This is a genomic window from Plantactinospora sp. GCM10030261 (assembly GCF_042666615.1).
Taxonomy (GTDB): Bacteria; Actinomycetota; Actinomycetes; order Mycobacteriales; family Micromonosporaceae; genus KBS50.
Genome location: NZ_JBHTDD010000024.1, coordinates 49,585 through 61,369, shown reverse-complemented (window position 1 = coordinate 61,369; position 11,785 = coordinate 49,585). Strand labels below are relative to the sequence as shown.

The 11,785-nt window shown below is 72.8% G+C and carries 12 protein-coding genes; 4 read left to right on the top strand and 8 right to left on the bottom strand.

Features of this window, described 5'->3' with window-relative positions:
• Positions 1–188 precede the first annotated feature (188 nt).
• Positions 189–1,586, top strand: coding sequence for a glycosyltransferase family 39 protein (locus ACFQUZ_RS24465; RefSeq protein ID WP_377446266.1), 1,398 nt, complete (start codon positions 189–191; stop codon positions 1,584–1,586).
• A 9-nt stretch (positions 1,587–1,595) separates the two neighbouring features.
• On the opposite strand, the gene ACFQUZ_RS24460 is transcribed toward ACFQUZ_RS24465, so the two are convergent.
• Positions 1,596–3,134 carry a histidine kinase N-terminal domain-containing protein gene (locus tag ACFQUZ_RS24460; RefSeq protein WP_377446187.1) on the bottom strand — a complete coding sequence of 513 codons (1,539 nt, stop codon included), beginning with the start codon at positions 3,132–3,134 and terminating at the stop codon, positions 1,596–1,598.
• Between the two features lie 23 nt (positions 3,135–3,157).
• On the bottom strand, positions 3,158–4,189 hold the full coding sequence (locus tag ACFQUZ_RS24455; protein ID WP_377446264.1) for an SIS domain-containing protein: 1,032 nt from the start codon (positions 4,187–4,189) through the stop codon (positions 3,158–3,160).
• Positions 4,190–4,419: 230 nt separating this feature from the next.
• On the opposite strand from ACFQUZ_RS24455, the gene ACFQUZ_RS24450 reads away from it, so the two are divergent.
• Complete coding sequence (locus ACFQUZ_RS24450; RefSeq protein WP_377446262.1) at positions 4,420–6,303, top strand: tetratricopeptide repeat protein; 1,884 nt, start codon at positions 4,420–4,422, stop codon at positions 6,301–6,303.
• A gap of 6 nt (positions 6,304–6,309) precedes the next feature.
• Here the strand turns inward: ACFQUZ_RS24450 and ACFQUZ_RS24445 are convergent, their stop codons facing one another.
• Positions 6,310–7,908, bottom strand: coding sequence for an MDR family MFS transporter (locus tag ACFQUZ_RS24445; protein WP_377446185.1), 1,599 nt, complete (start codon positions 7,906–7,908; stop codon positions 6,310–6,312).
• A gap of 121 nt (positions 7,909–8,029) precedes the next feature.
• Here ACFQUZ_RS24445 and ACFQUZ_RS24440 point away from each other — a divergent pair, with 121 nt between their 5' ends.
• Positions 8,030–8,590 (top strand): TetR/AcrR family transcriptional regulator, encoded by a 561-nt coding sequence (locus tag ACFQUZ_RS24440; RefSeq protein WP_377446184.1) that lies wholly within the window; start codon positions 8,030–8,032, stop codon positions 8,588–8,590.
• A gap of 9 nt (positions 8,591–8,599) precedes the next feature.
• On the opposite strand, the gene ACFQUZ_RS24435 is transcribed toward ACFQUZ_RS24440, so the two are convergent.
• Positions 8,600–9,121, bottom strand: a complete 522-nt coding sequence (locus tag ACFQUZ_RS24435) for a GNAT family N-acetyltransferase (RefSeq protein ID WP_377446182.1) — start codon at positions 9,119–9,121, stop codon at positions 8,600–8,602.
• On the bottom strand, positions 9,118–9,339 hold the full coding sequence (locus tag ACFQUZ_RS24430) for a biotin/lipoyl-binding carrier protein (RefSeq protein WP_377446180.1): 222 nt from the start codon (positions 9,337–9,339) through the stop codon (positions 9,118–9,120). The genes ACFQUZ_RS24435 and ACFQUZ_RS24430 overlap by 4 nt, the downstream gene beginning before the upstream one ends.
• A 150-nt stretch (positions 9,340–9,489) precedes the next feature.
• Between ACFQUZ_RS24430 and ACFQUZ_RS24425 the strand changes: the two genes are divergently transcribed.
• Complete coding sequence (locus ACFQUZ_RS24425; RefSeq protein WP_370461611.1) at positions 9,490–9,564, top strand: 50S ribosomal protein bL37; 75 nt, start codon at positions 9,490–9,492, stop codon at positions 9,562–9,564.
• Positions 9,565–9,645: 81 nt separating this feature from the next.
• Here ACFQUZ_RS24425 and rsrA read toward each other — a convergent pair whose 3' ends face one another.
• From rsrA to ACFQUZ_RS24410, 3 genes are all read right to left on the bottom strand, one after another.
• A complete protein-coding gene (gene rsrA, locus ACFQUZ_RS24420) occupies positions 9,646–9,930 on the bottom strand; it encodes a mycothiol system anti-sigma-R factor (protein ID WP_377446178.1) in 285 nt (94 codons plus the stop codon).
• Position 9,931: 1 nt separating this feature from the next.
• On the bottom strand, positions 9,932–10,819 hold the full coding sequence (locus tag ACFQUZ_RS24415) for a sigma-70 family RNA polymerase sigma factor (RefSeq protein WP_377446176.1): 888 nt from the start codon (positions 10,817–10,819) through the stop codon (positions 9,932–9,934).
• A gap of 350 nt (positions 10,820–11,169) precedes the next feature.
• Complete coding sequence (locus ACFQUZ_RS24410) at positions 11,170–11,739, bottom strand: alpha/beta family hydrolase (RefSeq protein ID WP_377446259.1); 570 nt, start codon at positions 11,737–11,739, stop codon at positions 11,170–11,172.
• Positions 11,740–11,785 lie beyond the last annotated feature (46 nt).

The following is an 11,785-nucleotide window of genomic DNA, read 5'->3' as shown; positions in this document are numbered from 1 at the left end:
ACGGTCATGCTGCCACACCCGGCGGCACGGCGGCCAGCGGAAGGTGTGATGGGTCCCAAACTCTGAGCGAACTATGGTGAACTTCCCTCATGACCACCCAGAGTCACGGGTCTGTGACGTTCAGGCGTGGTGGGTCTGCCGCCGACCGCCCAGCCGGGTCCGTCGACCGGGTTCGCCGGCTCGACTGGATCTGGCCGGCGCTGCTCGCTCTGCTGGTCACCGGGGCCGGGGCCGGACGTGCCGAGCCGTGGCGGGACGAGCTGGCCACCTGGAGCGCGGCCAGCCGCCCGATGGCCGACCTGATCCGGATGGTCGGTCACATCGACGCGGTCACCGCGCCGTACTACCTGTTCATGCACGCCTGGCTGCGGGTGGCCGGTGATTCGCCGACCGCCATGCGACTGCCGTCCATCCTCTGCGCGGCCGGCACCGCGGGGCTCACCGCGGTGCTCGGCCGGCGCCTGTTCGACGGCCGGGTCGGGCTGGTCGCCGGCCTACTCTTCGCGGTGCTGCCGGCCACCTCCCGGTACGCCCAGGAGGCCCGGCCGTACGCCTTCGCCACGCTGTTCGCCGTCGTCGCCACGCTGCTGCTCGTCCTGGCCGTGGACCGGCCCGGCGGCCGACGGTGGGCGGCGTACGGTGCCGCGCTGCTCGGGCTGGCCCTGACCAGCCTGCTCGCGACCACCCTGGTCGTGGGGCACGCGGTGGGCGTCAGCACCACCGGGCGGCGGGCGTTGCCGGGCTGGGCGGTGACCGTGCTCGCGGTGGTGGTGCTGGCGTCGCCCCTGGCCGTGCTCGGCCTGCGCCAGCGGGGCCAGCAACTCGGCTGGCTCGACCAGGCCTCGGTCGGCGGCCTGCCCGGCCTGCCCGGTTCGGTGTTCGGCGCACCGGCCGTCGGCGGGTTGCTGGTCGGCCTCGCCGCGCTGGGCTGGGCGAGCCGCGGCCGGTCGGCGACCCTGCTCGCCGCATCGGTGCTCGGTCCGCTGGTGCTGCTGTTCGTCGCGGGCCGGTTCACCCCACTCTTCGCCCCGCGCTACCTGGTCTTCACCGCGCCCCTGCTGTGCCTGCTCGCCGCGGCGGCGATCGCCCCGGCCCGGTTGCCCGCGGCGCTCTCAATCGTCGCGGTGGCCGCCTTCCTGGGTGCCCCGGCGCAGCGGGACCTGCGTCGCACCCATGAATGGCCGCGCTCCGAGCCCCGGGGGTACGCGGCCGCGGCACGCGTCGTCGGAGCACACGGGCAACCCGGTGACGGAGTCGTCTATCCGGTCCGAGACGACTGGTCATTCCTGGACACGGCGATCACCTACCACCTGGGAGCGAGGGCACCGCGGGACGTGTTGTGCGCACGCAGCGCGGCGCGCCGGGGCAGCCTGTGGGCCACCGAATGCGCCGTCCCCAGCCGGTGCCTGGCCGGGGTGGACCGGATCTGGGTGCTGGCCGTCGGGCAGCCGGCCGACCCGCTGCGGCCGATGCCGCCGGCCAAGGCCGCGGCCGTGCGGGACGGGTACGCGGTGACCGGCACCTGGAGCGTCCCCGACATCACCGTGTGGCTGCTCACCCGGCGGGACGGGGTGAGCCCGAGTTAGGTGCCTGTGTCAGCTCCGCTTCGGCCGGGTCAGCGGCACCACCACAATCGCCTCGGTCCCCTGACCAACCCGGTTGCGCAGCTCAATGGTGCCGCGCAGTTCCCCGGTGGCCAGGGCCCGGACGATCTGCAACCCCAGCCGGCCGCTCCGCTCCCGGTCGAACTCCGCCGGCAGGCCACGGCCGTTGTCGGCGACCGTGACGTGTAACTGCTTGCGGAACCGGTGCGCCGAGACGACGACCTCGGCCGCCGGTCGCGGCCCTGCACCGCCGTCACCGGCCGCCGGGAAACCGTCCGCCGAGAAGCCGTGCTCGACGGCGTTGAGCAGCAACTCGTTGAGCACCATCACCAGCGAGGTGGCCAGCTCGGCCGGCAGCACCCCGAAGGTGCCCTGGCGGCGCATCAGCACGGACACATCGGTGGCGGCCACCTCCGCCGCGGCGCCGGCCACCCGGTCCACGATGCCGTCGAACTCCACCACCTCATCACTGGACATGGAGAGCGTCTCGTGCACCAGGGCGATCGAGGCGACCCGGCGTACCGATTCCTCCAGCGCGGCCCGCGCGTCCGGGCTGTCCACCCGGCGGGCCTGCAACCGCAGCAGCGCGGCCACCGTCTGCAGGTTGTTCTTCACCCGATGATGGATCTCCCGGATGGTGGCGTCCTTGGTCATCAACGCCCGGTCCCGCCGCCGCACCTCGGTCATGTCGCGCACCAGCACCAGCGCGCCGATGGGCACGCCGGCCGGCATCAGCGGCAGCGACCGGGTGAGCACCGTGGCACCACGCGCCTCGATCTCCCGGCGCGGTGGGGCCTCCCCCCGCAGCGCGGCGAGCACGCTGTTCGCCGCCTCGGTTCCGTCCAGCGGGTCCGCGGCGAGCCGGCCATGCAGCGTCGCCAACTCCTCGCCGACCAGATGGGAGGAGAACCCCAACCGGCGGTACGCGGACTGCGCGTTCGGGCTCGCGTAGGTGACCTTTCCGGTGGCGTCCAGCCGCACCAGCCCGTCACCGACCCGCGGCGCCGATGTCGTCTCCCCCGGGTGTCGGGGGGGCGGGAAGGTGCCGTCGGCGACCATCTGGGCCAGGTCGTCGGCCGTGGTGAGGTAGTTCAACTCCAACTGGCTGGGTGTCCGGGCCGTGGACAGGTTGGTGTCCCGGCCCACCACCGCGATCACCTCACCCGCCGCGCCCTCGGTGGAGCGCAACCGCACCGGAATGGCCTCGTGTCGTGCCGGCGTGTCGCCGTACCAGACCGGATCGCCCTCCCGCCAGATCCGGCCCTGGTACGCGATTGTCAGGTGGGCCACCTCGGGACCGCCGACGATCCGGCCCACCTGATCGTCCTGGTAGGCGGTCGGCGCGGTGGTCGGTCGGACCTGGGCCACGCAGAGGAAGTCGTCCCCCCCGTCCACCGGCACCCAGAGCAGCAGGTCGGCGAAGGAGAGGTCGGAGAGCAACTGCCAGTCGCCGGCGATCCGGTGCAGGTGGTCGATGTCGCCGGGCCGCAGGGCGGTGTGTTCCTCGGCCAGGTCGCGCAGGGTGGACACCGGTAAAGCCTGCCACGGCCGGGTCAGCGGGTGGTGGTGACCTTCTTGAGTCCGCGCGGCGCGTCCGGGTCCTCGCCCCGGGCCAGTGCCAGCGTCAACGCCAACCGCTGTAACGGCAGCACGTCCAGCAGCGGGGCGTACCGCTCGTCGGTGTCGGGTACGGCGATCCGGGCCGCCCCGGGCACCTCGGCGGCACCGACGGTGACCACGTCGGCGCCCCGCTCGGCCAGCCGGGGCAGCACCTCGCGCATCGCCGCGCCACCCGGGCCGGAACCGACAACGGCCAGCACCGGAACGTCGGGGTCGGTCATCGCCAGCGGGCCGTGCAGCAGGTCCGCCCCCGAGAAGGCCAGCGCCGGCAGGTACGAGGTTTCCATGAGCTTGAGGGCGGACTCGCGGGCCGTCGGGTACGCGTACCCTCGGCCGGTCGTGACGAGCTGGGTGGCGAACCGGTACCGCGGGGCCAGCTCCGTCGCGGCCGGGTCGGCGAGCGTCCGCTCGGCCAGCTCGGGCAGGGCGGCCAGGGCGCGCAGCTCGGCCTCCGGCAGCCGCCCGGAACCGGCCCGTACCCCCTCCACCAGCATCAGCAACGCGAGCAGTTCGGCGGTGTAGGTCTTGGTGGCGGCCACCGCGCGCTCGTGCCCGGCCGCGATGTCGATGGCGAGTTCGGCGGTGCCGGCCAGGGCCGAGTCCGGTGCGTTGGTGACCGCCAGGGTGAGGGCCCCGGATGCCCGGGCCGCTCGCACCACCTCCACCAGGTCGGCCGAACCGCCGCTCTGGCTGACCGCGATCACCAGCGCGCCGGACAGGTCGGGTTGGGCGCCGAACAGGGTCACGGCGCTGGGCGAGGCGAGCCCGGCGGGCAGCGACAGGCGGATCTCGGCCAGGTAGCTCGCGTACAGCGCCGCGTGGTCCGAGGTGCCCCGAGCGGTGAGGACCAGGTGTCGGGGTCGCCGATCGGCGATCACCGCCGCCACCCGGGCGATCTCCGTGACATGTGCCGGTTCGAGCAGCCGGGCGTAGCCGGACGGTTGCTCCGCGATGTCCGCCGCCATCCCCGCACCGGGCGTCGCCATGGTCACCTCCGTGCCGGGCGCGACGCCGCGCACCGGGCGCGATGCGCGATCGCCGCGCGATCCGCGACCATTCTTGCATGTTTACGCGCGTTCAGCCAATCTAGCGATCACAATCGAGCAGCATCCCCGCAGCCGCCGGGATCATGGCCTAGAGTGCCCAACCCAAGGCCGCCAACACACGCAGGAGAGAGTCGCCCGTGTCGGAGGGAATGGACGATCCCCGCCTCTCCGCCGAGGGCGAGCTGGCGATGGCCAGGCTGGCGCTCGACGAGGGCGACCTGACCCACGCTGCGGGGCACGTCGCCGGCGCCATCGCCCACGCACCGACGCTGCCCGAGGTGCATGAGGTACTCGCCCAGCTGGCCGCCCGGACCGGCGGTGCGCTCGACCTGTTCACCCTGGACCAGCAGGCCTTCATCGGTACGGTGGTGGCGCGGGCACACCTGCTCGCCGCCGCCGGCCGGCCCGCCGAGGGGCTGGAGCTGCTGGTCGCCGCGACCGGCCACGCCCCCACCATGGACTGGGCCGGGGTGCCCTGGCTGGACGCCCCCGGGGTGGCCGAGGCGTGCGGCCAGGAGCGGATCGTCCGGTTGCTGCTCCAGGTCTGCGCCGCGGTGCCGGATCCGGTGCCGGCGGCGGACCGGCCGGCCCTGCGCCCGTACCTCCGGCTCGCCGAACGGGCCGTCGAGGCGTACCCCGGTCAGGGTCTGCTGTTCGGCGCGGCGTCGGCGCTGGCCCGCCGGCTCGGCGAGACGGACCTCGCGGTGCGCTGGGCCAGCCGGGGCGTCCGATTGGCGCCGGCCAAGCTCACCGAGGTCTGGCTGGGCTACGCGCTGCGCAGCGCCGGGCGCGTCGACGAGGCCCTCGCCGCCCTGCGCCGCGCCGTCGACCGGGACCCCGACGACCTCTCGGTGTACGCGGACATCGCCGGGACGATGGCCGACGACGGCCAGCTCGACGAGGCGCTGCGATGGATCGACCGGGCCCTGGAGCGGAACCCCACGTTCGACTGCGCGGTGCACACCGGCTACCGGTTGCGCTACCGGGCCGACGGATCGCTGGCCCACCTCGTGGCGCTCGCCGATTTCCACCGTGAGCACCCGGACGACACGCACGAGCACAACGACCTCGCCGAGTGCTGTGCTGGGCAACCGTGGCTCGGCCGGGTGCCGCCGGCCACCGAGGCGGTGGTCGGCGTGCTGCGCCGGTTGCGGACGGCCGGACCCGGCCTACCGCGACAGCGGCCCGGGGACTCGACCCCGGCGGTCGCCGGCGAACGGCGGGGTCAGGTGCGGATGACCGGGCTGGAGCCGCCCAGCGCCATGCTGGCGCTGGGCACCGCCGCCCCCGGCCTCGCGGTCACCGTCGCCACGGTGGCGGAGCCGGACATCCGCCGCCCCCGGCGTCCCGTCCAACGCCACGTCTGGCGGTACGACGGCACGGCCGCCCTGCCCGCGGTGCCCGAGCCGACACTCGTCGCCGTCGACCGCATCCGGTGGCTCGCCCAGCCCGGTTGGGCCCACCCGCCGGCCGCGTACGACGGTGCGGTCGCCCTGGCCACCCTCACTCTCGACGACCTGCTCGGGCTGCTCGTCCACCCGCCGCCCCCGCCGGCTACGCCGCTGGGTGACGCCCTGGTCGAGCGCGACCCCGCGCTGTGGGCGCGCTGCGTGCAGGTGTGGGCCTGCCTGGGCCTGCTGCATCACCGGACGGACGAACCCTGGGCCACCTCGACCCGCCGTACGGTGCTGCTCGAATTGGTCTGGGGAGTCGAGGACTGGATCACCGAGGCCGCGCTGTTCGCCCTGGTGGCGTACGCCTGGGTGGACCCGACGGTCCGGTCCGACGTGGCCCGGGTGGCGGCCGAACGGCTGGCCGACGCGGTGACCGTGGCCCGGACCCGCCCGGTGTCGATCCTCGGCTCGCTGGCCCGCCTCGTGCTCGCCACGCCGGCGATGGACCCGGCGGTGGTGACGGCCACCCGGCGGATGGTCGCCGCCGACCGGCCCGGCTGGCCGGTCGGAGTGCGCCGCGGCGGTGGGTTCCGGTGGCTCGGCCGGCTCTGGCGGCGGATCACCCGGTCATCGCGCTGAAACCGGCTACCGGACCGGGGCCTTCGCGATCGCCGCCTCGGCCCGCTCCTCGGGCGTCCCGGCGGCGGCCGGTTCGGTCGACCCGCGCAGCGGGATCTCCTTGATGAACCAGGCCAACACGGGCACCGCGACGCCGAACAGCAGTGCGGCGCCGAAGACCACGCCGATGGAGTCGGCAAGTCCCCCGAGAATGGCCTGCCGGACCGGCCCTACCAGCTCGCGCAGGGCGGCCGGGTCCAGCCCGGCCCCGCCCTCGCCGCCGAGGTTCGCACCGCCGAGGAACGGTCCCGCGCTGGACGCGGCCAGCCGGTTGGCGAAGATCGCCCCGAACAGCGACAGGCCGAACGAGCCGCCGATCGACCGGAAGAACGTCGCCGCGCCGCTGGCCGCACCGAGGTCGCGTTGCTCGACGCTGTTCTGCGCGATCAACATGGTGGTCTGCATCAGGAAACCCATCCCCGCGCCGAGCACCACCATGGCGACCGACAGTTCGAGCTTGCCGGTGTGCAGGTCGACCCGGGTGAGCAGGCCCAGCCCGACGGCCATCACCGCGCCGCCGACGATCGGAAAGGCCCGGTACCGGCCCGTCCTGGTGATGACCCGGCCGATCACCAGCGACACCACAAGCATCCCGAACATCATCGGCAGCAGCAGCAGTCCGCTGTTGGTGGCCGACGCGCCCTGGACGGTCTGCTGGAACAACGGCAGGAAGTTCATCGCGCCGAACATCGAGAAGCCGAGCAGCAGGCCGATCACCGAGACCAACGCGAAGTTGCGGTTGGCGAACAGGCTCAGCGGCAGGATCGGTTCCGCCACCCGCCGTTCCACCAGGGCGAAGGCGGCCAGGGTCAGCGCCGCCAGCACGGCGAGCCCGACGATCTGGACGGAACCCCAGGCGTACTCGTTGCCGCCCCAGGTGGTGATCAGGACGGTGGCGGTGATGCCGACCGACAGCAGACCGGCGCCCCACCAGTCGATCCGGTGCTCGGTCCGGTAGCGGGGCAGGTGCATGGTGAGGGCCAGGACCAGCAGGGCGACCCCGCCCAGCGGCAGGTTCACGTAGAACGCCCAGCGCCAGCTCAGGTGGTCGGTGATGAACCCGCCGACCAGCGGTCCGGCCACCATCGCGATCGCCATGATGCCGGCGAACATGCCCTGGTAGCGACCGCGCTCGCGGGGCGGGACCAGGTCACCGATGATCGCCATCACGCCGACCATCAGGCCGCCGGCACCGAGCCCTTGCACCGCGCGGAACATGATCAGCTCCGTCATCCCGTCGGCGGGGCCGCCCAGGATCGACGAGCCGGCCATGCCGCACAACGCCGAGCCGACCAGGAAGATCATGATGGAGGTGAGGAAGATGTTCTTGCGGCCGTACAGGTCACCGAGCTTGCCCCAGATCGGGGTGGACACGGTGGTCCCGAGCACGTAGGCGGTGACCACCCAGGTGAAGTGCTCCAGCGCACCGAACTCACCGATGATCCTGGGCAGTGCGGTGCTGACGATCATATTGTCCAGCATCGCCAGCATCATCGCGATCATGAGCCCGCCAAGGATGACCCGGACGTTCGGTGGCGCCGGAGCGGGCTGCGTGGCGGTGGTCATGAATCTCCCCCGAGGAATCCGACGGTTACCCAGCCGCCGCTTACTTGCCGGCCGGCTAGCACTTACTTGCCGTACGGTAAGCTGGCTCGCACAGCGTCGTCAAGCGGATAGGGAACATGCGGTGAACGAGAAGGCCGGCAGCACGCGAGCCCGCATCCAGGCGGTCGCGCTGGAACTCTTCGCCGAGCAGGGGTACGAGAAAACCTCGCTACGCGAGATCGCGGAGCGACTCGACGTCACCAAGGCGGCCCTGTACTACCACTTCAAGAGCAAGGACGACATCGTCGGCAGCGTCGTCGAGGACCGGATCGAGCGACTGGACCGGATGGCGGACGACGCCGCCCAGCGGGTCGACGACCCGGCCGGCCGGCGGAAGCTGCTCGACGCCTACGCCGACGAGTTCCTGGGGCACAGCCAGCCCATCATGCGGTTCTTCGAGCAGAACCAGACGGCCCTCAAGAGCCTGGCCGCGGGAAAGCTGATACGGGACCGCATGATCCGGCTGGCCGACCTGCTCGCCGGCCCGGACCCGTCCCCCACCGCCCGGGTTCGCGCCACCCTGGCGTTGTTCGCCGTGCACAGCACCTGGTTGACGCTGCGGGACCTCGACAACGAGGAACGGCGGCGGGTAGCGCTGACCGTCGCCTACGAGCTGCTGGACCGGATCGACGCCGAGGACTGAACGGCCGGGCTACCGGTCCGTGGACGCCACCACGGCCACGTCTCGCCGCAGGGCGAGCAGCTCGACCCCGGCCGTCGGCGACCAGTCGAGATCCGGCACCCGGACGAAGCCCATGCTGGCGTAGAGCCGCTGGGCCGGGACGGAGAAACTGCGGACGCAGATCAGCACCGCCGAGCAGCCGGCCTCGGCCGCCCGGTCCAGGCACGCCAGCACCAGCGCCCGGCCCACCCCGCGCCCCTGCGCCGCCGGATGCACCGCGAGCATCCGGAACTCCGACTCGCCGGGCCGGGACAGCTCCGCGTACGGCGAGCCGGGCGCCACGACGGTGACCGAGCCGAGCACGCCACCGGTCGCCTCGTCCACGGCGACCAGCACCGTTCCCTCGGCGGCCCGAGCCGGCACATCGGCGAGCGTCCGCTCGTAGCCGTGCTCGCCGTCGAGCTGGCCATCGGCCGCGTACGCCGCGACGGTCAACTCCGCGATGGCCTGGTGGTCGGCCGGCTCGGCCGGCCGGATGAGCACCCGGGTCATTCGATGACGGCGATGAGATCGCCGTCCTGCACCACGTCGCCCTCGTTCACCGCGAGCTCGCGCAGCACGCCGTCGGACTCCGCCACCACCGGGATCTCCATCTTCATGGATTCGAGGATGACAAGCGTGTCACCCTCGGAGACGGTGTCGCCAGCGGCCGCGACGACCTTCCACACGTTCGCCACCATCTCGGCGCGGATCTCCTCGGCCATTGTCACGGCCCTCTCTCTCGGCGGTCTGCCTGCGAACGGTATCCAATCATGCGGGGGTGATCCATGCCGCACGACCGGGCACGGCACCGGCGTGGTGCGCACGGCGGCAGGCGCTAGCATCGGCAGGTCGCGAGCCCTGATGGAAGGAAGGTCCAGATGGCCAAGAAGGCCCGGAAGAAGAAGGCCCGCAAGAAGAGCGCCGCCAACCACGGCAAGCGCCCCAACTCCTGAGAAGCCCGTACCCGTGCGGTACACGCGAAGCGGCGCCGTGCCGAAAGGAACGCTTTCGACGCGGCGCCGCTCCGGGCTGGACTACTCCGGCAGGTACTCCCTGGCGTCGGTCTCGATGACCAGCTCGGCAAGCCGGATCCGCAGCCGCTCGCGCAGCTCCGCCGGGGCCGTCTCGTTGCCGCAGCAGCGGGCGACCAGCTCCTTCACCTCCCGCTCGATGCCGTACTCGCGGAGGCACGGCGAGCAGCCGTCGAGATGGTGCCGGATCAACGTGCGCCGCTCGTCCCCGCACTCCAGGTCCAGGTAGAGATAGACCTCGGCGAGCACCTCACGGCAATCGGTCCCCGGGGACTCCTCGCAGGCCACGTCACACCTCCCGGGTGGCGGTAGCGGGCCGGGGCGACGCGTTGATCCCCCGGTCGGCGGCGTACCGCTCCAGCGTCTTGCGCAGGTTGCGGCGACCACGGTGCAGCCGCGACATCACGGTGCCGATCGGCGTGCCCATGATGTCGGCGACCTCCTTGTAGGAGAAGCCCTCCACATCGGTGAGGTAGACCGCCAGCCGGAACTCCTCGGGAAGCTGCTGCAACGCCTCCTTGACGTCGCTGTCCGGGAGCCGGTCCAGCGCCTCGGTCTCGGCCGACCGCAGACCGCTGGAGGTGTGCGACTCCGCCTCGGCGAGCTGCCAGTCGGTGATCTCCTCCGTGGGCGCCTGCACCGGTTGCCGCTGCCGCTTCCGATACGAGTTGATGTAGGTGTTGGTCAGGATCCGGTACAGCCACGCCTTGAGGTTGGTGCCCTCTTCGAACTGGTGGAAGGCGGCGAACGCCTTCATGTACGTCTCCTGGACCAGGTCCTCGGCGTCGGCTGGATTGCGGGTCATCCGCATCGCGGCGGCGTAGAGCTGATCGACGAAGGGCATCGCGTCACGCTCGAATCGCGCCCGACGCTCACCCGCCTGTTCCGGTCGTGTCAACCGAACGTCCCCTCGCTCCCCGGCCGCCTCCGGGAAGGGCGACCGTCCCGCCGAGGATACGCGCAATGCCATGCCGGCAGATTCGGTTCCGGCGAGTGTGCCCGCCGCCACCACGGCGGCGGGTGCGCTCGCCATCGCCGACGGTTCGGCCGGTGTGCTCGCCGCCGCTGGCGGCGCGGCCGTAGCTGGGGCCGACCAGTCGGGACCGCGCAGCAGGCTTCGCAACCGCGCCTCGTGATCCGCGCGCTCCGGACTCCGTGTTCCGGTGGACACCGGCATCGACTCCCTCACTCGATGGCGAGCCGGCGCGGCGTCGGAACGGCGGACCCTGTCCAGCACCGTCGCCATACCCGCGGGGCTCTTGCTTCCGCGAGATGTAACAACCGGCCGACCGCTCGACATTCCGGATGCTCGCTTCCCTGGTCCCAGCCGTGATGTCGACCACGGCTGGGACCAGGAGGAGCCTGGGAGGATGGCGCCGGCGCCGGGTTCGGTGCCGCCGCCATCCGGAGCAACGACCTCCGGCCAGAGGGAGAAACGGGCGTAACCGGACGAACGCCATGTGTGCCGTCGTCGCGCCACCGGGGTCGCTCGTCGCCCGTCATGAGTCCGCGGTCAGTTGTCGCCGGTCACGCCGCCCAGCCGTGCCCGCGCAGCCACTCCACCACGACCGCCGCCGTACCCACCGGATCCCGGCGCAGGTCATGCCGCTCCCCCGGGCGGACCATGACCCGAACCCCGGGGCGTGCGGGTGGCACGCCGAACGCGTCAGCCGCGCCGTTCACCACCAGGGTGGGGAGCCCGGTGTCCAGCTCACCGTCCCGGGACCGGTCCGGCCGCCCGGGTGGGTGCAGCGGAAAGGCCAACGCCAGCACCCCCACCGCCCCGACCGCCCGGGCGGTCCGGCAGGCCACCCGGGCACCGCTCGACCGGCCGCCGACCAGCAGCGGCATCGGCGCCCAGCGCCCGAGCAGGTCCGCCACCACCGCGCCGAACGCCTCGTCGAGGTGGTTCGCGGGGGCTGGAGCCCGCCGGCCGGCCACCCGGTACGGCTGGGTCACCCGGGCCACCAGAACGTCCCGAGCCAGCACGGCGTCCCGCACCGCCACCAGGTCAGGTGCGGTCACGTCGCCACCCGCACCGTGCCCGAGCACGAGCAGGCTGCGCGGCGGCCCCGCGGGTCGATCCACGACCACCATCGCGGGGCCGCGCGGCGTATCGATCCGCCCGTCGTCCGGCACCCGG

What these genes read in the sequence shown, in the direction of transcription:
- ACFQUZ_RS24455 (WP_377446264.1), bottom strand. Translation starts at nt 4,189, where the DNA reads ATGGCGGCGGACATCGCGGAGCAACCGTCCGGCTACGCCCGGCTGCTC.
- ACFQUZ_RS24450 (WP_377446262.1), top strand. Translation starts at nt 4,420, where the DNA reads ATGGACGATCCCCGCCTCTCCGCCGAGGGCGAGCTGGCGATGGCCAGG.
- ACFQUZ_RS24445 (WP_377446185.1), bottom strand. Translation starts at nt 7,908, where the DNA reads ATGACCACCGCCACGCAGCCCGCTCCGGCGCCACCGAACGTCCGGGTC.
- ACFQUZ_RS24435 (WP_377446182.1), bottom strand. Translation starts at nt 9,121, where the DNA reads ATGACCCGGGTGCTCATCCGGCCGGCCGAGCCGGCCGACCACCAGGCC.
- ACFQUZ_RS24415 (WP_377446176.1), bottom strand. Translation starts at nt 10,819, where the DNA reads ATGCCGGTGTCCACCGGAACACGGAGTCCGGAGCGCGCGGATCACGAG.
- ACFQUZ_RS24410 (WP_377446259.1), bottom strand. Translation starts at nt 11,739, where the DNA reads ATGGTGGTCGTGGATCGACCCGCGGGGCCGCCGCGCAGCCTGCTCGTG.